The sequence below is a fragment of the Streptomyces mirabilis genome, assembly GCF_018310535.1.
In the GTDB taxonomy this organism is placed as follows: Bacteria; Actinomycetota; Actinomycetes; order Streptomycetales; family Streptomycetaceae; genus Streptomyces.
On record NZ_CP074102.1, the window covers coordinates 4,487,386 to 4,507,724 of the forward strand.

Genomic DNA, 20,339 nt, shown 5'->3' on the forward strand with positions numbered 1-20,339 from the left:
TCGGGGTGTGCGGTAGGGGATCGGGGCGCACTTCACGCCCCCGTTTCTTGTCGTGTGTGATCGTTTCCTCGCGCGGGGGTCGCCTCTAGACTGACGTCCGGCGGACTCCCGGGCGGCGAGGGGCGGTTGACGGTGCGTAAGACGTGGGTCGTGGTGACCGCCGTCGCCGGGGTGGGACTCGCCTTCATGTCGGCGCTGGTCGTCGGCGTCTACATGGTGGCCGGGAACCTCGCCAACGGGGTCGGCGGCGGATCGGTCGGTCTCGCCAAGGGCGCCGTGCCGGCCGCGTACCAGACGCTCGTACAGAAGTGGGGCAATCTGTGCGGCGCGATCAATCCGGCGCTGCTCGCCGCACAGCTGTATCAGGAGAGCGGGTTCAACCCGAACGCCAAGAGTCCGGCGGCGGCGGAGGGGATAGCGCAATTCATCCCCGGCACCTGGGCCACGCACGGAATCGACGGCAATGGGGACGGCAAGCGCGACGTATGGGACCCGAATGACGCGATTCCGTCGGCGGCCTCCTACGACTGCAAGCTCGCGTCCTATGTGAAGGACGCGCCCGGGAACGTCACGGAGAACATGCTCGCCGCTTACAACGCGGGGGCCTACGCGGTCATCAAGTACGGGGGCGTGCCGCCGTACAAGGAGACCCAGAATTATGTGAAGACGATCACAACTCTGGAGAAGAGCTTCGCGCGGCCGGTGAGCCGGGTGGATCCCTCGCAGCAGGCCGCCGCGGCGATCTACTACGCACAGAAGAAGCTCGGCACGCCCTACCTGTGGGGCGGCAACGGAACCGCTGACCAGGGTGGACGCTTCGACTGCTCGGGTCTGACCAAGGCGGCGTACGAGAGCGTCGGAGTCACCCTGCCGCGCGTCGCCAACGACCAGTACAACGCCGGAGCACACCCCGCGCGCGCGGAACTGCTTCCGGGCGATCTGGTGTTCTTCTCCGACGACCTCACCAACTCGCGGGCCATTCGGCACGTCGGTATCTATGTGGGTGGCGGGTACATGATCGACGCACCGCGAACGGGTGCCGTCATCCGCTTCGACCCCATCGACACCCCCGACTACTTCGGCGCCACGCGCGTGACCGAAGATGGCGCGAAAGCGTTGCCGACGACGGTTTGATCCCACCCCTGAGCTGCGGCGATGTATCTCTCTTCGATAACGTCTGCGTGATCATTCGGTGGAGGGTGGAACGTACTGAGGGGGAATGTGCGTTCCTGTTGACGTAGAGCTGATCTACGACCACGGGGGTGGATCGGGCGGCGCACGAAAGGCTGCGCCCGCGGAAAGACGACGAAGGGGCCGCAGCACCATGGCTGGACTCGCCGAATCCGGTTCGAACCCCGACGTGGACCTGCTGTACGACATCAACGGCCTCGCCAAGGACGCGCCGCACTGGTTCGACCGCGGCATGGAGTTCGTCGGCGAGTACGGGCTGCTGCTCGCCATGGTCCTGCTGGTGCTGTGGTGCTGGTGGACCGTGCGGCGGCGCGGCGACGAGAACGCCGCCCCGTCGGTGGCCGCGCTCGTCTGGGCACCCCTCGCGGCCGGCGTCGCGGTGCTGGTGAACGTGCCGATACGGGGCTTCGTGGAGAGACCCCGCCCCTTCGTGGACCACCAGGGGCTCGACGTCCTGGTCAGTGGCAAGACCGACTTCTCCTTCGTGAGCGACCACGCGACGCTCACCATGGCGATCGGCGTCGGGCTGTTCGTCGCGAACCGGAAGTTCGGGCTCGTCGGGATAGGGATCGCACTGCTCGAAGGCTTCTGCCGGGTCTACATGGGCGTGCACTACCCGACGGACGTCATCGGCGGCTTCGCCCTCGGCACCGCCGTCGCCCTGCTGCTGTCCCCGCTCGCCATGGCCCTGCTGACCCCGGTGATGAAGGCCGTGGAGCGCTCGCCGCGCGCCGGATGGCTGATCCGGGCGCGGAGCGCGGGGCGTGCGGGGCAGGAGGCGCTGATTTCGGAGGCGCGGGCGGAGCGGCCCGAGGAGCCGGACCTCGCGGCGTAGGCGCTCCCCTACAGGGTGTTCTCGGGGTGCTTCCCCTACGGGGCGCTCAGAGCGCCTGGGGGAAGGTGAAGAAGCGGTTCGGGTCGTACTGCTTCTTCAGGGCCGCGAGGCGGGTCGCCGCGTCGCCGTAGTACGCCTTGCGCCAGTTGGTGAGGCTCGCGTCCGTGTAGTTCTGGTAGGCGGCACCGGAGGAGTAGGGGGCCATCGCCGAGTGGGCGGAGGTCAGCCAGGATTGGACCGTGGTGCCGGAGGCCCCGGCGCCCCAGGAGGCGAAGTACTGGGCGAGCATCCGGGAACGCCGGTGCACGAAGGCCGTCGCGGTCGGCGAGACCCGGTTGACCGCACCGCCCAGCGCGGTGAGCGCGATGCTGCCGGCGCCGCCGCGGACCGAGGAGATCTGGTTCAGGAGTGTCTGGATGCCGGCCGCGGAGATGGACCGGTCGAAGAAGTCCGAGCGGGCCGCGAACGTATCGCGGCTGAGGGCACCCTGCGGGGAGCGGCCCGGCGTCGAGCCCGGCAGATGGCACTGGGCCTCGGTGGGGAAGGAGGAGCAGCCCGCGTACGCCTCCATCGACTCCTTGTACGTGTGCTTCTTGAGCGAGACGCTGCGCGCGGGGGCGCCGATCTTGGTGGCCAAGCGGTCCACGGCGTTCTGGAGTTCGCCGTACGTGCCGAGGGAGAAGGCGGCCACGGCGACGGTGGGGGTGCCGCTGCCGTTCTCCAGGTGGAGCGAGGACCAGATCTCGTCCGGCTGGCTGGGGCCCCACTCCTGCCAGGCCTTCACCACGGCGGCGGCCTTCGCCCAGGGCCAGGTCAGGTACGCCGACACGGCCTGCGGGGCGGCGTGCGTCTTGAAGCGGAGCTCGGTGACGACGCCGAAGTTGCCGTTGCCGGCGCCACGCAGGGCCCAGAAGAGGTCCTTGTTCTCGCTCGCGTTCGCCACGAGCTGCTTGCCGTCCGCGGTGATCAGCGTCGCCTGGGTGAGGCTGTCGCAGGTCAGGCCGTACGCCCGTGACACCACGCCGTGGCCGCCGCCGAGGGTCAGACCCGAGACGCCGACGGTCGGGCAGGAGCCGGCCGGGATCGTGACGCCCTTCGCGGCGAGCGCCCGGTAGACGTCGATCAGCTTGGAACCGGCGCCGACCACCGCCTCGTTCGCGGACGCCCGGATGGTGTTGAGCTTGGACACGTCCAGGATCAGCCGGCCGTTTCCGGAGGACCAGCCCGCATAGGAGTGGCCGCCGTTGCGGATCGACAGCGGGATGTTGTGGGCGCGGGCGTAGGCCATGGTCGTACGGATGTCGTCCGCGTGGGCGACGTACGCGACGGCGGTGGGCTTCAGGGAGTCGAAGCGGGTGTTGTACAGCTGGTGGGCCGCCGTCCAGCTGCGGTCGCCGGGGCGGACCAGGGCGCCGTCGAGGTCCTTGGCGAGGGCCGTCCAGTTGGCGGCGGCGTGGGCGGTTGTGCCGGTGCCCGTGCTGGTGGTGGCCGTGCGTATCGAGGTGCCGGCCGTCTCCGTGGCCGCCGCCCTGCCCCCGCCGCTCTTGCCGTTGCACCCGGCCGTGGCCGCCGCCGCGAGTGCGGCCGCGCCGCCACCGATGAACGTACGCCGTTGCATGTGCGCCTCCCGTTGCTTCCCGTGCGTGGGACGAGACGTGTGCCGGGTCCTGGGGGTTCCGCGGCGGACGGGCGCGGGACGGAACCGGGACGTGACCGTGATCCCGCGCGGATCTCGCCCCCATCCTGAACCTGGGGTGGGTCTTTTCGGCCGAGGCTGGGCGAGAGGTTGGTCACGCGGCTTACGGGGCGCTATGCGAGCGGGGTGTTCTCCATGTGGCCCTCGGCGTCGGTGCGGGCCAGGCTGCGGGCGCGGCGGGCCGGTCCTCGCCAGCCGCAGGTGCAGCGCGCCAGACAGAAGCGACCCTGCTCGATCGTTGTCGTCCGGTGTTCCTGGACGGGATGGGTCTCCTCCGGCTGCGCCACACCGACAACGTTACCCAAGGCAAGCAAATGAATCGCCGCCGCGTGACGGCCGTCCCTACCCGTCGTTAACCGGAACGACAGGAGGCCCGGGACGGACCGGCTGGGGGTCGGCGGACGATGGTGGCGCAGCAGCAGAGTCGGACGGGCACGGGCGTCGTCGCGGTCGCGATGGCGGGGCTCATGGTCTGCGTCGGCGGATGTTCCGCCGGCCGGGCCGGTGCCGAGGACGCGCGTGAGGGCGTCACCTCCGTCGAGGTACTGCACCGGGCCGCCGCCACCCTGGAGCGCGCCGGCAGCGCCAAGACGCGCACGTCGATGGAGATGGCCACCGGCGGGACCCGGGTCACCATCCGCGGCCAGGGTGTCTACGACTTCAAGAAGCAGCTGGGGCAGTTGAAGGTGCTGCTGCCGCAGGATCCCGCGGGCGCCGTCGAGCACCGGCCGATCACCGAACTCCTCGCCCCGGGCGCCCTGTTCATGAAGAACCGCGGCGCCGGTGTGCCCGCCGACAAATGGGTCCGCGTCGACACGGCCACCCTCTCCGACGGAAATCTCGTGACCGGCGGCGCCACCGACCCCTTCGCCGCGGCGGAGTTGTTGCGGGGCGCGCGGACGGTGACGTACATGGGGAGGACGGAGGTGGCCGGGACGCCGGTGCGGCACTATCGCGGGACCGCCGATCTGGACATCGCCGCGCGGAGCGCCTCGTGGGGGAACCGGAAGGCACTCGCGGCGGCGGCGAAAGGGTTCGCCACTGCCGAAGTCCCGTTCGACGCCTACCTCGACGACCAGGGGCGCGTCCGCAAGCTCCGGAACCGGTTCAGCTTCATCAACGGGCGGCAGAAGGGCACCGTCGCGGTCGCCTCGACGACCTTGCTGTACGACTTCGGGGTCCCCGCCCACGTACGGCTGCCGGAACCCGAGGACATCTTCGCGGGGAAGATCGCGGAGCCGTAGACGTCCGTCCGTCGGCGCGGCTGCCGGTGCGTGTACGAGGAGGAGTTGAGGGCTGGAAATGGCCCTTCCGTGCCATGCGCGGTGTGTAGGCCGCTCCCTACTCTAGGAAGTCGGTGACGGCAGGAAGAGGTGATGCACGTGGCTCCGGTCGGCGGTACGGCAGTTCAGGACCACGTGGCCCTCGCCGAGATCGAGCTGTGCGGCGACCTGATCATCGCGGCCTCGGCCGCTCACGAGGAGCGGCTCAGCCTGGAGAGCATCGACGAGGTACTGAAGGTGGCCGAAGAGCGCACCCGGGGGAGCGGCACGGGGGAGTAGGCCCGCTTCACGTGCGCACTTCGGTATCCCCCGTGTGCGTGTGTCATGTGCGCAGCAGGCGGCCGATCGCCTTCGTGGCCTCCTCGACCTTCGCGTCGATCTCCTCGCCGCCCTTGAGGGCCGCGTCCGCGACGCAGTGGCGCAGGTGTTCCTCGAGGAGCTGGAGTGCGAAGGACTGGAGGGCCTTCGTGGAGGCGGAGACCTGGGTGAGTATGTCGATGCAGTAGACGTCCTCGTCGACCATCCGCTGCAGACCGCGGATCTGGCCCTCGATGCGGCGCAGCCGCTTGAGGTGTTCGCCCTTCTGCTTGTGGTAGCCGTGGATGCCGCGGTCGTGGTCGGTGACGACGCCTCCGGCCTCGACGCCTCCGGTCTCGGCTCCCCCGCCCGCGACGTCCTCGCTCCCGGCTCCGTCGCTCCCGGCTTCCTCGGTCTCGGTGGGGGCCTGGATGTTCGAAATGTCCGGGACGTCCTGAGCCGATTCGGCCCTGTCGGAGGGCGCCGTCGCGCCGGCCTCGGTGGTCGTCATCGCGTCCTCCTGATGGTCCGGTATATATACCCCTGGCGGGTATATGGTAACGAACTTTGCTGGGTATAGGGCCCTTGCCGGATGCCGGGACCGGACCCTGTGCTGATCACTGTGCCTGATGGGCGACACTGGGGGACGGCCGGTTAGCCGTGGCCGGATGATGCGCCTAGCATCAGCCTGACCGAACAAAAGGACCCCGAGGACCTCAAGTGCGCTTTCGTCTGACCCCCAGGGAGACGAGCTTCTACGACATGTTCTCCGCCTCCGCGGACAACATCGTCACGGGCTCGAAACTCCTGATGGAACTGCTCGGGGCGGACGCCTCCGCTCGGGCCGAGATCGCAGAGCGCATGCGGGCCGCCGAACACGCCGGTGACGACGCCACTCACGCGATCTTCCACCAGCTGAACTCCTCCTTTATCACGCCGTTCGACCGCGAGGACATCTACAACCTGGCCTCCTCCCTCGACGACATCATGGACTTCATGGAGGAGGCCGTCGACCTGGTTGTGCTGTATCAGGTCGAGGAGCTCCCCAAGGGTGTGGAACAGCAGATCGAGGTACTGGCCCGGGCCGCCGAGCTGACGGCCGAGGCCATGCCGAACCTGCGGACGATGGACAACCTCACCGAGTACTGGATCGAGGTCAACCGGCTGGAGAACCAGGCCGACCAGATCCACCGCAAGCTGCTCGCCCATCTCTTCAACGGCAAGTACGACGCCATCGAGGTCCTGAAGCTCAAGCAGATCGTGGATGTGCTGGAGGAAGCGGCCGACGCGTTCGAACATGTGGCGAACACGGTGGAGACCATCGCCGTCAAGGAGTCCTGAACTTCGTGGACACCTTTGCGCTGGTCGTGACCATTCTGGTCGCGCTCGGATTCACGTACACGAACGGCTTCCACGACTCGGCGAACGCCATCGCCACGTCGGTGTCCACGCGGGCGCTGACCCCGCGGGCCGCGCTCGCCATGGCCGCGGTGATGAACCTCGCCGGTGCGTTTCTCGGGAGCGGGGTGGCGAACACCGTCAGCAAGGGGCTGATCGCGACGCCCGAGGGGTCGAAGGGGATGGGAATCCTCTTCGCCGCGCTCGTCGGGGCGATCGTCTGGAACCTGGTCACCTGGTACTTCGGGCTTCCGTCGTCCTCCTCGCACGCGTTGTTCGGGGGGCTGGTGGGGGCCGCGCTCGCGGGCGGTACGAAGGTGCTGTGGTCCGGGGTCGTGGACAAGGTCATCATTCCGATGTTCCTGTCGCCGGTCGTCGGTCTGATCGTCGGCTATCTGGTCATGTGCGCGATCATGTGGCTGTTCCGGCGGGCCAATCCGCACAAGGCCAAGCGGGGGTTCCGGATCGCGCAGACGGTGTCCGCGGCGGGGATGGCGCTCGGGCACGGTCTTCAGGACGCCCAGAAGACGATGGGTGTCGTGGTGATGGCGCTCGTCATCGGTGACGTCCAGAAGTCGGACGATCCGATCCCGGTGTGGGTGAAGATCGTCTGTGCGGTGATGCTGTCGCTGGGTACGTACGCCGGTGGGTGGCGCATCATGCGGACGCTCGGGCGCAAGATCATTGAGCTGGATCCGCCGCAGGGGTTCGCCGCGGAGACGACGGGGGCGTCGATCATGTTCGCCACGGCGTTTCTCTTCAAGGCGCCGATCTCGACGACGCATGTCATCACTTCGGCGATCATGGGTGTCGGGGCGACGAAGCGGGTGAACGCGGTTCGCTGGGGCGTCGCCAAGAACATCGTCATGGGGTGGTTCATCACGATGCCGGCGGCGGCGTTGGTGGCTGCCGCGAGCTTCTGGATCGTGGACCTGGCGTTCCTGTAGGCCGCGGCCGCACCAACGCCCCTCGCCCCCGCCGCCCCAACCCACCCCATCCCAGGGGCTCCGCCCCTCCAACCCCACCGGGGACTCCGCCCCGGGCCCCCGCGCGGGAGTCTGCCCCCGGACCCCTACGGGGCTCCGCCCCCGGATCCCCGCGGGGCTGCCGCCCCTGCACCCCATCGGGAGACGTCGTCCCCGGGCCTCCTACGGGGCTCTGCCCCCGGCCCCCCGCAGGGCGACGCCCCTGCACCCCATCGGGAGTTGCCGCCCCGGACCTCCTACGGGGCTGCCGCCCCCGGGGAGGTACTGTCCCTAGCCCCCCGTTGGGCTCCGCCCCCGAACCCCATCGGGGGCTGCCGCCCCAGCCCCCCCGCAGGACTCCGCATCGGCCTGGGCGGGCTCGCTCTCAAATGCCGGATGGGCCGGAGACGCGCGGAGCGCTCCTTCAGGGGCGCGGGGAACCGCGCGAGTAACCCCCACCGGCCGGCAGCCGAAGGTCTCTGGGTGGGTGGGGGATTCGGGGCGAAGCCCCGTTTCAGGGGGCGCGGGGAACTGCGCGACAAGCCCCCACCGGCCGGTAGTCGCAGGACCTGCGTGGCAAGTCCCTGTCGGTCCGTAGCCGGAAGGCTTGCGGCGGACTTGGTGTTCGTCGAAGACGAGCGGGCCCGCCCCCGGGAGCCAGGGGCGGGCCCTTCTCGTCCTCGCGGTGGCACCGCCATGCAGCACCGCGAGGGGTATGGGGGAAACGGCTCAGCCGAAGCGGCCGGAGATGTAGTCCTCCGTGGCCTGCACCGACGGGTTGGAGAAGATGCGCTCCGTGTCGTCGATCTCGATGAGTCGGCCCGGCTGGCCCACCGCGGCCAGGTTGAAGAACGCGGTGCGGTCGGAGACGCGCGCGGCCTGCTGCATGTTGTGCGTCACGATGACGATCGTGAAGCGCTCCTTCAGCTCGCCGATCAGGTCCTCGATGGCGAGGGTCGAGATCGGGTCCAGGGCCGAGCAGGGCTCGTCCATGAGGAGGACCTGCGGCTCCACCGCGATCGCCCGCGCGATGCACAGACGCTGCTGCTGACCACCCGACAGACCCGAACCGGGCTTGTTGAGGCGGTCCTTGACCTCGTTCCAGAGGTTCGCGCCCTTGAGGGACTTCTCGACGACGTCGTTCAGCTCGGACTTCTTGTACGAGCCGTTCAGACGCAGACCCGCCGCCACGTTCTCGAAGATCGACATGGTGGGGAAGGGGTTGGGGCGCTGGAAGACCATGCCGATCGTGCGGCGCACGGCGACGGGGTCGATGCCCTGGCCGTAGAGGTCCTCGTCGTCGAGGAGGACCTTGCCCTCGACCCGGCCGCCGGGGGTGACCTCGTGCATACGGTTCAGCGTGCGCAGGAACGTCGACTTGCCGCAGCCGGAGGGGCCGATGAACGCCGTCACCGAGCGCGGCTCGACCGTCATCGAGATGTCTTCGATCGCCTTGTGGGAGCCGTAGTAGGCGGTGAGACCGCTTACGTCGATTCGCTTGGCCATGTCAATCACTGCTTCTTTCGAGGGGGATGCTGCTGGTCGCTGATATGGCCGCGTCAGCGACCTGTCTTCGGTGCCTTCCAGCGGGCGATGCCGCGGGCCACCAGGTTGAGGATCATCACGAAGGCGATCAGGGCGAGTGCCGCCGCCCAGGCGCGGTCGTACGCCGCGTTCGAACCGGCGCTGTTCGCGTACTGCTGGTAGATGTACAGCGGCAGCGAGGCCTGCGCTCCGGAGAACGGGTTGGTGTTGATGAAGTTCGTGCCCCACACCAGCAGCAGCACCGGGGCGGTCTCGCCCGTGATGCGTGCGACGGCGAGCATGACGCCGGTCGTGATGCCACCGATCGAGGTGGGCAGGACCACCTTGAGGATCGTGCGCCACTTGGGCACGCCGAGCGCCAGGGAGGCTTCGCGCAGCTCGTTCGGTACGAGCTTGAGCATCTCCTCGGTGGAGCGGACCACGACGGGCATCATCAGGATGGCCAGGGCCAGCGAACCGGCGAAGCCGAAGGGCTGCAGGTCCAGGATGAGCATCAGGCTCAGGATGAACAGACCGGCGACGATCGAGGGGATGCCCGTCATCACGTCGACGAAGAAGGTGATGGCCGTGGAGAGCCTGCCGCGCCCGTACTCCACCAGGTAGACCGCGGTGAGTACACCGATCGGCGCCGCGATCAGGGTGGCGAGGCCGACCTGTTCCAGCGTGCCGACGATGGCGTGGTAGATGCCACCGCCGGGCTCGGAGTCCGCGACCACACCCATCGAGTGGGTCAGGAAGTAGACGTCGAAGACCTTCACACCGCGCTTGACGGTGGTCCAGATCAGGGAGGCCAGCGGGACGACGGCGATGAGGAAGCAGACCCAGACGAGGCTGGTCGCGATGCGGTCCTTGGCCTGGCGGCGGCCCTCGACGCGCGCGGCGATGCCGTACGTACCGAGGACGAAGAGGATTCCGGCGATCAGGCCCCACTGGACCTTGCTGTCGAGACCGCCGACAAGGCCGATGAGCACGGCGACCACGACGGCGCCGGCGGCGATCGCCCACGGGGACCACTTGGGCAGGGTCGCGCCGCGCAGGGTGCTGGGACGCTTGTCCGCGACGGGTGCTGAGTGGCTCATGCGTTGGCCCCCGAGTACTCCGCGCGACGGGCGATGATGACCCGGGCCGCGCCGTTGACCAGCAGGGTGATGACGAAGAGGACCAGACCGGACGCGATCAGCGCGTCACGGCCGTCCGCGGTCGCCTCGCCGAACTTGCTGGCGATGTTCTGTGCGAAGGTGCCGCCACCCGGGTCGAGCAGGCTGGCGTTGATGTCGAAGGTCGGTGAGAGGACCGTGGCGACGGCCATTGTCTCACCGAGCGCGCGGCCGAGACCCAGCATCGACGCGGAGATGACGCCGGAGCGGCCGAAGGGCAGCACCGACATGCGGATGACCTCCCAGCGCGTGGCGCCGAGGGCCAGCGCGGCCTCCTCGTGCATCTGCGGGACCTGGCGGAAGACCTCGCGGCTCACGTTGGTGATGATCGGCAGGATCATGATCGCGAGCAGGATGCTGACGGTGAGCATCGAGCGGGGCGCGCCGCCCTGCCAGCTGAAGATGCCGGTCCAGCCGAGGTACTTGTCCAGCCAGCCGAAGAGGCCGTTCATGTGCGGCACCAGGACGAGGGCGCCCCACAGGCCGTAGACGATGGACGGCACGGCGGCGAGCAGGTCGATCACGTAGGCGACCGGGCCGCTCAGCCTGCGCGGTGCGTAGTGCGTGATGAACAGCGCGATGGCGACCGCGACGGGGACCGCCAGGGCCATGGCGATGATCGAGGAGACCACCGTGCCGAAGGCCAGGACGGCGATGCCGAAGACCGGCGGGATGGTGTTGGTGTTCCACTCGAAGGTGGTGAGGAAGTTGCCGTGGTCCTTGCTGATCGCGAGCGAGGCGCGATAGGTGAGGAAGACCGCGATGGCGGCCATGATCACCAGCAGGAAGATGCCCGACCCGCGGGAGAGACCGAGGAAGATCCGGTCACCGGGTCGGGTGGCGCCGCGGCTCGCGCGCTTCTGCACGGCCACGGAAGGCTGGGGGGTGGGGGGAGGCGCTTCGTCTGTGTTCTGTGTCGATATGTCCATCGGGATCTCCGGTCTGCAGAGCCGTACTTGGTGTGCGGCTCCTGGCGGCGGTGCACCGGACGGTGCGGCCCGGCCCCGGTTCGGGGCCGGGCCGCACACTTAGGTCAGCTCAGGCCCGCGATGGTGGTGCGGACCTTGGCGATGATGTCGGCCGGGATCGGCGCGTAGTCGATGGAGGAGAGGACCTTCTGGCCGTCCTCGCTCGCAATGTAGGTCAGGAACGACTTCGTGGCGGCCAGCGTGTCCGACTTGTTGCCCTTGTCGCAGACGATCTCGTACGTGACCAGGGTGATCGGGTAGGCGCCCTCGGCCTTGGTCGCGCGGTTCAGCGAGAGGGAGAGGTCCTTGCCCGTGCCGACGACCTTGGCGTCCGCGATGGCCTTGGTGGCGTTGTCGACGGTGGCGTCGACCGGGGCGCTGGCGCCCGTGTCGATGCTGGCCGCCTTGATGCCGTCCTTGGCGAACGACAGCTCCATGTAACCGATGGCGCCGGAGGTCTGCTTCACCTGCTGGGCGACACCGGAGGACTGCGGAGCGGACTGGCCGCCCTTGGCCTGCCAGGCCTTGCCGCCGGAGTACTTCCAGTCGGAGGGAGCCGCGGCGATCAGGTACTTGGTGAAGTTGTCCGTGGTGCCGGACTCGTCCGAGCGGTGGAACGCCTGGATCTTGAGGTCGGGCAGGTGGACGCCCGGGTTCAGCTTCGCGATCGCCGCGTCGTTCCACTTGCTGATCTTGCTGTCGAAGATCTTGGCGATCGTCGAGGCGTTCAGGACCAGCTTGTCGACGCCCGGGACGTTGAAGCCGACCGCGATCGGGCCGCCGACCATCGGGAGGTCGATGCCCTGGCCGCCGCCGGTGCAGATCTTCTTGGAGGCGGTGACCTCTTCGGGCTTCAGCGCGGAGTCCGAGCCGGCGAAGGCGACCTGGCCCTGGGTGAACGCGGTGACACCGGCGCCGGAGCCGCCGCCCTTGTAGTTGATCTGCACGCCGGAGCAGGCGGCGCTGAACTCCTTGACCCAGGCGTCGATCGCGTTCTTCTGCGCGGACGAGCCGTCGGCGAGCAGCTGACCCTTGGCGTTGTCGCACTTGATCGAGCTGGCGGAGCCGGTGGTCGAGCCGCCCGTGGCGCTGCTCTTGGTGCCGGTGTCGTCGGAGCCGCACGCCGTGAGGGCCAGGGCGCCGGAGACGGCGACTGCACCGAGCGAAAGGGCGCGAAGCCGGTTCTTGCGCTGAAGCTTCACTGTTGGGGTGTTCCTTCCAGGAGCCGCCGTCTGGTTGGCGGCGTGCGAGGTCTGTGTGATGCGGAGGCCACACGCAGGAGGCGTTCCGCACCGGGTAAGGCCGAAATTAGGCAGATCAGGTGAAGGCGTCGATGGCCGTAAGTGAACGGAGGGTGAACCCCTGTGGGCGGTGCGGTGAGGTCACGGAACGCTTACGTCGAGGACACGGTGGGATCCCGATCGAGCTAACCGCATGTGACCGCGTGTGTACGTATATGACCGGGCGGTTTGGCTAGGTCAGGTGAAGCACGCTCAGCAGGGCGTCAACCAGATCGGCGTCCCTGGGCTGGGTCAGACGGTCGCGGGCCGCGGCGGGGGAGAGCCACAGGACGCGGTCGACCTCGTCGTTCGGCGCGAAGCGGCCGTCCGTCGCCTCGGCCGCCCAGTAGCGGACCTCCTTGGGGCGGCCGGCGACGGGATAACGGACGGTGGGCAGGGCGGCGCCGGGCGCGGCGGTGTACCCCGTCTCCTCCTGGACCTCCCGCAGCGCCCCCGCGAGCGGTTCCTCGCCGCGCTTGAGCTTGCCCTTGGGATGCGACCAGTCGTCGTACTTCGGCCGGTGGACGAGACATATCTCCAGCTCACCGCCGAGAGGCGAGCGGCGCCACAGGACGCAGCCCGCCGCCCGTACGGCCTTGAAGGTGTCCTCGGTCATCTGGCCTCCCTCACGGGGTGCGCACGGTTTCCTTCTGCCAGTTCTGCTGGAACGCGAACCGTGCCGCCTCCACCTCGTGCCGCTGGTCGGCGTGGAGCACGCCGAGCGCGTACGCGGTGGCCGGGGCGATGCGCGGGGTGCGGGCCGCCGACGCGGCGGCCGCGGCCGCCTCCGCCGCGTCCCGGTGCCGGTTGAGGGCCTGACCCGCACGGAGCAGTCGTACGTCGATGGGGGCGTCCTCCCCGTAGAGGACCTCGCACGCGTAGCGATGCAGGCGCAGCAGCAGCCGGACCTGGTGCCAGGGCGCGTCCTGGGGATGGGGCGCGGTGTCCGCGGAGAGGCCGTGCACGAGGGCCTCGGCGTTGTACGGGTGGCCCGCGGTGACCAGCGGCAGCGCGGTGACCGCGTCGGTCAGCCGGTCCGTCGCGGCGGCGGCCAGTGGGCGCAGGTCGGCCGTGGCGGCCGCCGGGGTGAGCGGCACCTCGCTGGCGAGCACGGCGACGCTGTCCGCGACGGCGTGGAAGCGGGAGGAGCCGAGCGCCTGGAGCGCGGCCGAGTGGGCCCGGGTGCGGGCCAGCGTCAGCTGGCGGTCGAGCAGCGCGCCCGCCTTCGCGGCGCCGACGGTCAGACTGCCTTTGGACGGCGCCCCGGTGTTCTGCGCGGCCTGTGCCGGGAAGCCGGCCGCGCCCGAGAGCCGGTTCAGCGCGCCGAGCAGCCGTTCCAGGCGGGCCGCGTAGGCGTGCTCACGGGCCAGGGTGCCCGAGAGCCATGCCAGTTCGGGCCGCATGCCCTCCGACCACTCCGCGTCGAGCAGCGGCCGGAAGGTGTGCAGGGTGCCGCTGATGCGGCGGGCCGAGCGGCGCAGGGCGCGCGCCGCGTCGACCGATTCCCCCGAGCCGTTCTCCCCCGCCCGCGACACGTCTCGTGAAACGTCTCGCGACTCGGCACGCGACTCGACGCGCGACTCCGCTCTCGGCTTCGCCCGGGCGGAGGTACCCGCGTCGGTGCCGTTCTCCCGGTGCTGTCGCAGGGAGCGGAGGAACTCCGTGGCCTGGGCCCTCAGGTAGCCCGCGAGGGCTTCTCCTGACATGGGCCCGGCAGGGGAGTCGGTGGGGGGTTCAAGGTGTTGCTGTGCCACGCCGGCGCCTCCGGGCGTCTATGAGCATCTCCTGGACGTTCCGCAGGGGCTGGCCATCCGCGTCGGTCGAGTGCCGGGTCCACTCGCCGTCCGGGCCCAGGTGCCAGGAGGCGGTGGTGTCGGACATCCCGGTCTCGAACAGCCGGTTGAGGGCTGCCCGGTGAGCCGGGTCGGTGATCCTGACCAGGGCCTCGATCCGCCGGTCCAGGTTGCGGTGCATCATGTCCGCGCTGCCGATCCAGACCTCCGGCTCGCCGCCGTTGCCGAAGGCGAAGACGCGGGAGTGTTCGAGGAAGCGGCCGAGCACGGACCGTACGCGTATGTTTTCGGACAGGCCCGTGACGCCCGGCCGGACCGCGCAGATGCCACGCACCCACACGTCGACGGGCACTCCGGCCTGGGACGCGCGGTACAGCGCGTCGATGATCGCCTCGTCCACCATCGAGTTGCACTTGATGCGGACGTAGGCGGGGCGTCCGGCGGTGTGGTGCTGGACTTCCTTGTTGATCCGCGCGATCAGACCGTCGCGCAGGGACTTGGGGGCGACGAGCAGGCGGCGGTAGGTCTCGCGGCGCGAGTAGCCGGAGAGCCGGTTGAAGAGGTCCGACAGGTCCGCGCCGACCTGCGGGTCGGCGGTGAGCAGGCCGAGGTCCTCGTACAGCCGGGCGGTCTTCGGGTGGTAGTTGCCGGTGCCGACGTGGGAGTAGCGCCGGAGCGTTTCGCCCTCCTGCCGGACGACCAGCGACAGCTTGCAGTGGGTCTTCAGCCCGACCAGTCCGTACACGACATGGCAGCCCGACTCCTCAAGCTTCCGCGCCCACTTGATGTTGGCCTGTTCGTCGAAGCGCGCCTTGATCTCGACGAGGACGAGGACCTGCTTGCCGGACTCGGCGGCGTCTATCAGCGCGTCGACGATCGGCGAGTCGCCCGAGGTCCGGTACAGCGTCTGCTTGATGGCCAGCACGTCCGGGTCGGCCGCCGCCTGCTCCAGGAAGGCCTGCACTGAGGTGGAGAAGGAGTCGTACGGGTGGTGCAGCAGGACGTCGCGCTCGCGCAGGGCGGCGAAGATGTCGGGCGCGGACGCCGACTCGACCTCGGCCAGGTCGCGGTGCGTTCCCGCGATGAACTTCGGGTACTTCAGCTCGGGCCGGTCGAGGGCGCCGATGCCGAAGAGGCCGGTGAGGTCCAGGGGACCCGGCAGCGGGTACACCTCCGCCTCGGAGATCTTCAGTTCCCGTACGAGGAGATCGAGGACGTACCGGTCGATGGACTCCTCGACCTCCAGGCGCACCGGCGGCCCGAAGCGGCGCCGCATGAGTTCCTTCTCCAGCGCCTGGAGCAGGTTCTCGGCGTCGTCCTCCTCGACCTCCAGGTCCTCGTTCCTGGTCAGCCGGAAGGTGTGGTGCTCCAGGACCTCCATGCCCGGGAAGAGCTCCTCCAGGTGTGCCGCGATCACGTCCTCGATGGGGACGTAGCGGTTGGGGGAGGCCTCCAGGAAGCGGGAGAGCAGCGGCGGGACCTTGACGCGCGCGAAGTGCCGGTGGCCGCTGACCGGGTTCCGTACGACGACCGCGAGGTTCAGGGACAGACCCGAGATGTACGGGAAGGGGTGCGCGGGGTCGACCGCCAGCGGGGTCAGGACCGGGAAGATCTGGTGCCGGAAGAGGGTGAAGAGGCGGGCCTGCTCCTTCTCCGTCAGTTCGCTCCAGCGGACCAGGTGGATGCCCTCCTCCGCGAGCGCGGGGGCGACGTCCTCCTGGTAGCAGGCCGCGTGTCGGGCCATGAGCTCGCGCGAGCGGGCCCAGATCATCTCCAGGACCTCGCGGGGCTGCAGGCCGGAGGCGGACTTGGTGGCCACGCCGGTCGCGATGCGGCGCTTCAGTCCGGCCACCCGGACCATGAAGAACTCGTCCAGGTTGCTGGCGAAGATCGCCAGGAAGTTCGCCCTTTCGAGCAGGGGCGTGCTCGGGTCCTCGGCGAGCTCCAGCACCCGCTCGTTGAACGCAAGCCAGCTGCGCTCGCGGTCGAGGAACCGGCCCTGCGGCAACATGATGCCGTCCTGCACCAGGTCCTCGTAGGCGTCGAGGTCGGCGTCGATGTCGGGCTCGAGGTCGGAGACGTTCGCCGCCACGGTGTGCGGACGGTGCGCGGCGATGGAGCCGACGGAGGGCTGCGGGTGCTGCACCGGTGCCTGGGCGCTGGGCTGGTTCATGGACCCATTCTTCCGCGCCGGGAGCGAGACCGGCGCGTCGGAGAGCGCGAGCGGCAGCGGGGTGAGGCGGATGTTCCCGTTCCGCGTCCCCGGTACCGCCTTGCTCCCCGTCGTCGGAGAGGTCTCGTGCTCCGGTGGAGGCGACGGCTCTGGCACGGCGGGCTTCATTGGCTGAGCGTCGCAAGCCCGTCTGAATCGATGGTTACGGCGACATGACGTGCGGGATATCGGGGAGCGGCTCCCGGACGTCTACATGCCGGGGAGCCGCGTACGCCCCGCCCCCCGTGGGGGGCGTACGCGGCCCCGGCATGGGGGGAGCTATGCGGTGCGGCGGCGCAGCAGCCGGAAGGTGGCGGCGGTGGCCGCGGCGGTCACGGTGAGGACGATGCCGGTTTCCACCAGCTGGAGGGGCCAGAAGTGGGAGGCGGGGTGGTAGACGGAGTAGTACCCGGTGATCCCGTGGTCGGCCAGGCACTGTGTGGCCTTCGTGCCTGTGCCGTTGCAGTGTCCGTACTCGGGGTTCGCCACGCGTTGTCCGTGGACGATCACCCCGTTGGCCAGCTGCCAGGCGGTGTCGGGCGGGGTGAACAGGGCGGTGCCGGTACGGGTGACCGAGGGCCACAGGTCCGTGCGGCAGCTCTGCACGAGCTGGTGGAGCACGAGCATCACAGCGAAGGAGACACCGAGCGCGGGCAGTGAGCGGCGCAGCACCAGTCCGGCGAGCGCGCCGACGGCCAGCGCGCACAGGCCGTACGCCACCATCGTGGGGCCGCGGGCGACGAAGACGTTGGCGGAGGCCCAGCTGCTGTCCGTCCGGTCCGGGTTGATCCACCAGGCGTGCCGGAACACCGGCACCAGCACCGCACCGCCGACGGTGATCAGCAGCGCGGGCAGGGCGAGCTTGGCGACCAGCCAGCGCACGGGGGTCACCGACTGGGTCCAGACGAGCTGCGCGGTGCCCGTCTCCAGCTCGCGGGCGACCAGGGCGGCGCCCGCCCAGGCCGCGACGGCGAGGAAGGAGTAGCACAGGAAGAGGGCGGCCAGGCCGATGGTGTCGTCGTAGTCGAGCGTGGCCGTGATGGTGCAGGTGCCGTGGTGTGAGCAGTAGGCCAGCTCGGCGCGGGCGGCGTCCTCCTTGACCTCGACCGCCCACAGCAGGAGCCCGGTGACGGCGGCCACGAACGCGCCCCAGCCGAGCAGCGCCGCGCGGTGCAGGCGGAGGACGGTCCATGGCAGGCCGTTGACGGCGGCGCTCACCGGCGGGCCTCCTTCGGGGCGGTACCGGTGAGGCGCTTCAACAGCCGGAAGGTGACGAGGAGAACCAGTGCGGTGAGGACGAGCACCAGGCCGGTCGCCATCAGCTGGAGGGGCCAGTAGTGGGATTCGGGGTGCGAGTCGGTGTAGAAGCTGACGGCGTCGAGGCGGTGGTACAGGGCGCTGCACTCCGTGCTGTGGCTGCTGCCGCACTGCGGGTCGGGCAGCCGGGCGCCGGTCGAGGTGAGGAGACCGGCGTGGACGGTGATCCCGAGGCTGGTGGGGCCGTCGTGGGTCAGGCTGGTGACCGTCCGCACCGTCGGCCACAGGTACGGCAGGACCAGCGCGATGGCCGACCGGACGCCGACCGTCCACACCACCGACACGACGAGTGCGTTCAGGGAACCGCGCAGCCTGATGCCGGCGAGCGCGCCGACGGCCAGGCCGGACAGGGCGAGGGCGACGGTGGTCGGGCCGTTGGCGTGGAAGACGAAGACGTCGGTCCAGCCCTTGGCGGTGTCGATCCGGTCCTGGCTCCGCACCCACATCCGCCGGTGCAGCACCACCAGCACGCTGGTCCCGACGGTGACGAGCGCGGCCGGCACGGCCAGTTTCACCGCCAGCCAGCGGACCGGGGAGACCGACTGGGTCCACACGAGCTGCGCGGTGCCGCTCTCCATCTCGCGGCCGATCAGCGAGGCGCCCGCCCAGGCCGCGACCAGGAACGGCAGGAAGGTCAGCGCGAGGGAGGCGTACAGGGAGTACGACTTGTACCTGAGGATCGCGTCCTGGTCGTAGGCGCAGGTGGCCGTCGTGCAGCGGTCGTACTCCCGCCACGCCGCGGCGGCCGCGTCCGTCCCCGGGCCGTACAGCCACAGCAACAGGGCCGCGAGCGCGACGAACAGACCGGCCCAGATGTAGAGCGCCGGACGATGCAGCAGCAGCATCGTGCGCACCAGGCCGCGTGTGGCGGACGGGCGGCGCGTGGGCGTCGCCGTGGTGCCGGGGGCGGTCAGCGTGGTCATGCGGCGGACTCCTGGGCGGCGGTGCGGGCGGAGGCGAGGATCAGCGCGGGGGCCTCGGGGTTACGCAGGTGCGCGAGGACCAGTTCCTCCAGGGAGGGCGTGGTGGTGCGAGCGTCGAGTCCGCCGGAGAACGGGCCCTGCGGGCGGATCAGGGCGGTCAACTGACGCCCTGTGGTGCGGGATTCGACCACGGTGTGCGGAGCGAGGTCACGGACCGGCCCGGTGGTCAGGGTGTGCGCGGCCAGCAGGTCGTCCAGGTCGCCGGCCAGTCGCACCTGGCCGCCGCCTATCAGCAACAGGTAGTCGCAGGAGCCCTCCAGCTCGGCGACGACGTGCGAGGACATCACGACCGTCGTGCCGTACTGGGCGGCCTCGGCCATCAGCGTGCCCATCAGCTCGTGGCGGGCGAGCGGGTCGAGGTCGGCCATGGGCTCGTCCAGGAGCAGGAGTTCAGGGCGCTTGCCGAGCGCGAGGGCGAGCGCCACGCGGGTGCGCTGGCCGCCGGAGAGCGTACGTACCTTGGCCTTCGGGTCCAGCCCGCCGACCTCGTACGTGATCCGCTCGGCGACCGAGGCGTCCCAGCGGGCGGGGTTGAGCTCGTGGCCCAGGCGCAGCGTCTGGGCCACCGTGAGCTGCGGATACAGCGGCTTGTCCTGGGCGACGTACGCGATGCGTTCGCGGGCGGCGGCCGGGTGGCTGCCGAGCACGGTCAGGGAGCCCTCGGTGGGGGCGAGCAGTCCGGCGGCGTGGGCCAGCAGGGTCGACTTGCCCGCGCCGTTGGGTCCGACGACGGCGCAGACGCGACCCGCGGGGAGCCGGAAGGAGCACTCGTGCAGTGCCCAGCCCCCTCGCCGCCCGAACCGCTTGCCGAGGCCGGCCGCCTCCATGGCGGTGTCGCTCATTCCTTGTCTCCCTTGCTGAACTGTTCCAGTACGGCGGTGAAGAGCGCCGCCACGTCGTCGTGATCGAGCCCGGCCTCGCGGGCCCTGGCCGCCCAGTCGTCGAGCTCCGCGCGCAGGGGCGAGTCGGCGGGGGCGGCGCCCAGCGAGCGCTTCACGAAGGTGCCGAGGCCGCGTCTGGCCTCGACCAGGCCCTCGCGCTCCAGCTCGCGGTAGGCCTTCAGGACGGTGTTCGGATTGATCGCCGTGGCCTCCACGACCTCGCGGGCCGTGGGGAGCTTGTCGCCCGGTTCCAGCAGGCCCAGACGCAGGGCCTGTTTGGTCTGCTGGACGATCTGGACGTAGGTGGCGACACCGCTGCGCCGGTCGATGCGGTACTCGACCACTCGGACAACCACCCTTTCACTAATTGAGTAGTGAAAGGGTGGTGCATGGGAGTGTCCGGAGTCAAGCCCGAACATCGCGGAGGCGAGCCGGGACGTCGCGGAGGGGAGCCGGGACGTCCCGGAGGGGAGCCGGGAAGTCGCTGAGGCGGGCCCGGAAAATTCGATGCCGGATGCGTGAACCGATCGGCGGGGCT

General features: G+C 69.9%; 20 protein-coding genes. 6 read left to right on the plus strand and 14 right to left on the minus strand.

All coding sequences use genetic code 11. The features are described from left to right. Positions 1–132: 132 nt before the first annotated feature. Both SMIR_RS19855 and SMIR_RS19860 read left to right on the plus strand, forming a co-directional pair. Positions 133–1,134 carry a C40 family peptidase gene (locus SMIR_RS19855; RefSeq protein WP_101407987.1) on the plus strand — a complete coding sequence of 334 codons (1,002 nt, stop codon included), beginning with the start codon at positions 133–135 and terminating at the stop codon, positions 1,132–1,134. 190 nt (positions 1,135–1,324) lie between these two features. After that, positions 1,325–2,026, plus strand: a complete 702-nt coding sequence (locus tag SMIR_RS19860; RefSeq protein ID WP_168493102.1) for a phosphatase PAP2 family protein — start codon at positions 1,325–1,327, stop codon at positions 2,024–2,026. A gap of 46 nt (positions 2,027–2,072) precedes the next feature. Here the strand turns inward: SMIR_RS19860 and SMIR_RS19865 are convergent, their stop codons facing one another. Both SMIR_RS19865 and SMIR_RS19870 read right to left on the minus strand, forming a co-directional pair. Then, positions 2,073–3,644, minus strand: a complete 1,572-nt coding sequence (locus SMIR_RS19865; protein ID WP_168493100.1) for an FAD-binding oxidoreductase — start codon at positions 3,642–3,644, stop codon at positions 2,073–2,075. Positions 3,645–3,835: 191 nt separating this feature from the next. Beyond that, complete coding sequence (locus SMIR_RS19870; RefSeq protein ID WP_168493098.1) at positions 3,836–4,009, minus strand: hypothetical protein; 174 nt, start codon at positions 4,007–4,009, stop codon at positions 3,836–3,838. A gap of 117 nt (positions 4,010–4,126) precedes the next feature. Here SMIR_RS19870 and SMIR_RS19875 point away from each other — a divergent pair, with 117 nt between their 5' ends. Both SMIR_RS19875 and SMIR_RS19880 read left to right on the plus strand, forming a co-directional pair. Then, positions 4,127–4,966 (plus strand): SCO4651 family lipoprotein, encoded by an 840-nt coding sequence (locus SMIR_RS19875; RefSeq protein WP_168493096.1) that lies wholly within the window; start codon positions 4,127–4,129, stop codon positions 4,964–4,966. A gap of 132 nt (positions 4,967–5,098) precedes the next feature. Beyond that, complete coding sequence (locus tag SMIR_RS19880) at positions 5,099–5,284, plus strand: hypothetical protein (RefSeq protein ID WP_067371445.1); 186 nt, start codon at positions 5,099–5,101, stop codon at positions 5,282–5,284. 43 nt (positions 5,285–5,327) lie between these two features. Here SMIR_RS19880 and SMIR_RS44320 read toward each other — a convergent pair whose 3' ends face one another. Continuing rightward, positions 5,328–5,813, minus strand: a complete 486-nt coding sequence (locus tag SMIR_RS44320) for a metal-sensitive transcriptional regulator (protein WP_168493094.1) — start codon at positions 5,811–5,813, stop codon at positions 5,328–5,330. Positions 5,814–6,022: 209 nt separating this feature from the next. On the opposite strand from SMIR_RS44320, the gene SMIR_RS19890 reads away from it, so the two are divergent. Together SMIR_RS19890 and SMIR_RS19895 are read left to right on the plus strand one after the other, a co-directional pair. After that, entirely contained in the window at positions 6,023–6,643 is a 621-nt protein-coding gene (locus tag SMIR_RS19890) for a DUF47 domain-containing protein (RefSeq protein WP_054232360.1), read from the plus strand. Positions 6,644–6,648: 5 nt separating this feature from the next. Next, a complete protein-coding gene (locus tag SMIR_RS19895; protein WP_168493092.1) occupies positions 6,649–7,647 on the plus strand; it encodes an inorganic phosphate transporter in 999 nt (332 codons plus the stop codon). Between the two features lie 747 nt (positions 7,648–8,394). Here SMIR_RS19895 and pstB read toward each other — a convergent pair. The 11 genes from pstB to SMIR_RS19950 form a co-directional block, all read right to left on the minus strand. Next, positions 8,395–9,171, minus strand: coding sequence for a phosphate ABC transporter ATP-binding protein PstB (gene pstB, locus SMIR_RS19900; RefSeq protein WP_212727196.1), 777 nt, complete (start codon positions 9,169–9,171; stop codon positions 8,395–8,397). Between the two features lie 53 nt (positions 9,172–9,224). Continuing rightward, complete coding sequence (gene pstA, locus SMIR_RS19905) at positions 9,225–10,289, minus strand: phosphate ABC transporter permease PstA (RefSeq protein WP_212727197.1); 1,065 nt, start codon at positions 10,287–10,289, stop codon at positions 9,225–9,227. Further along, a complete protein-coding gene (gene pstC / locus SMIR_RS19910; RefSeq protein ID WP_099921876.1) occupies positions 10,286–11,296 on the minus strand; it encodes a phosphate ABC transporter permease subunit PstC in 1,011 nt (336 codons plus the stop codon). Before pstC ends, pstA begins: the two co-directional genes overlap by 4 nt. Before the next feature lie 104 nt (positions 11,297–11,400). Continuing rightward, positions 11,401–12,537, minus strand: a complete 1,137-nt coding sequence (gene pstS, locus SMIR_RS19915) for a phosphate ABC transporter substrate-binding protein PstS (RefSeq protein WP_168493088.1) — start codon at positions 12,535–12,537, stop codon at positions 11,401–11,403. A gap of 271 nt (positions 12,538–12,808) precedes the next feature. Next, a complete protein-coding gene (locus SMIR_RS19920) occupies positions 12,809–13,231 on the minus strand; it encodes an NUDIX hydrolase (protein ID WP_168493086.1) in 423 nt (140 codons plus the stop codon). A 10-nt stretch (positions 13,232–13,241) separates the two neighbouring features. Beyond that, the gene (locus SMIR_RS19925; protein WP_422664449.1) at positions 13,242–14,321 is read right to left on the minus strand and encodes a CHAD domain-containing protein; all 1,080 of its coding nucleotides are present in this window, start codon (positions 14,319–14,321) and stop codon (positions 13,242–13,244) included. 28 nt (positions 14,322–14,349) lie between these two features. After that, entirely contained in the window at positions 14,350–16,581 is a 2,232-nt protein-coding gene (locus SMIR_RS19930) for an RNA degradosome polyphosphate kinase (RefSeq protein ID WP_168493084.1), read from the minus strand. Positions 16,582–16,899: 318 nt separating this feature from the next. Beyond that, positions 16,900–17,838 (minus strand): ABC-2 membrane transporter-related protein, encoded by a 939-nt coding sequence (locus SMIR_RS19935; protein WP_168493082.1) that lies wholly within the window; start codon positions 17,836–17,838, stop codon positions 16,900–16,902. After that, positions 17,835–18,860, minus strand: coding sequence for an ABC-2 membrane transporter-related protein (locus SMIR_RS19940; protein ID WP_212727199.1), 1,026 nt, complete (start codon positions 18,858–18,860; stop codon positions 17,835–17,837). Before SMIR_RS19940 ends, SMIR_RS19935 begins: the two co-directional genes overlap by 4 nt. Beyond that, positions 18,857–19,762, minus strand: a complete 906-nt coding sequence (locus SMIR_RS19945; RefSeq protein ID WP_168493078.1) for an ABC transporter ATP-binding protein — start codon at positions 19,760–19,762, stop codon at positions 18,857–18,859. The genes SMIR_RS19940 and SMIR_RS19945 overlap by 4 nt, the downstream gene beginning before the upstream one ends. Then, positions 19,759–20,145 carry a GntR family transcriptional regulator gene (locus SMIR_RS19950; RefSeq protein WP_168501138.1) on the minus strand — a complete coding sequence of 129 codons (387 nt, stop codon included), beginning with the start codon at positions 20,143–20,145 and terminating at the stop codon, positions 19,759–19,761. Before SMIR_RS19950 ends, SMIR_RS19945 begins: the two co-directional genes overlap by 4 nt. Positions 20,146–20,339 lie beyond the last annotated feature (194 nt).

Coding starts and splice junctions, on each gene's coding strand:
- SMIR_RS19860 (WP_168493102.1), top strand. CDS start 1,325: ATGGCTGGACTCGCCGAATCCGGTTCGAACCCCGACGTGGACCTGCTG.
- SMIR_RS19865 (WP_168493100.1), bottom strand. CDS start 3,644: ATGCAACGGCGTACGTTCATCGGTGGCGGCGCGGCCGCACTCGCGGCG.
- SMIR_RS19875 (WP_168493096.1), top strand. CDS start 4,127: ATGGTGGCGCAGCAGCAGAGTCGGACGGGCACGGGCGTCGTCGCGGTC.
- SMIR_RS19880 (WP_067371445.1), top strand. CDS start 5,099: ATGCACGTGGCTCCGGTCGGCGGTACGGCAGTTCAGGACCACGTGGCC.
- SMIR_RS44320 (WP_168493094.1), bottom strand. CDS start 5,813: ATGACGACCACCGAGGCCGGCGCGACGGCGCCCTCCGACAGGGCCGAA.
- pstB (WP_212727196.1), bottom strand. CDS start 9,171: ATGGCCAAGCGAATCGACGTAAGCGGTCTCACCGCCTACTACGGCTCC.
- pstA (WP_212727197.1), bottom strand. CDS start 10,289: ATGAGCCACTCAGCACCCGTCGCGGACAAGCGTCCCAGCACCCTGCGC.
- pstC (WP_099921876.1), bottom strand. CDS start 11,296: ATGGACATATCGACACAGAACACAGACGAAGCGCCTCCCCCCACCCCC.
- SMIR_RS19920 (WP_168493086.1), bottom strand. CDS start 13,231: ATGACCGAGGACACCTTCAAGGCCGTACGGGCGGCGGGCTGCGTCCTG.
- SMIR_RS19925 (WP_422664449.1), bottom strand. CDS start 14,321: ATGTCAGGAGAAGCCCTCGCGGGCTACCTGAGGGCCCAGGCCACGGAG.
- SMIR_RS19930 (WP_168493084.1), bottom strand. CDS start 16,581: ATGAACCAGCCCAGCGCCCAGGCACCGGTGCAGCACCCGCAGCCCTCC.
- SMIR_RS19940 (WP_212727199.1), bottom strand. CDS start 18,860: ATGACCACGCTGACCGCCCCCGGCACCACGGCGACGCCCACGCGCCGC.
- SMIR_RS19945 (WP_168493078.1), bottom strand. CDS start 19,762: ATGAGCGACACCGCCATGGAGGCGGCCGGCCTCGGCAAGCGGTTCGGG.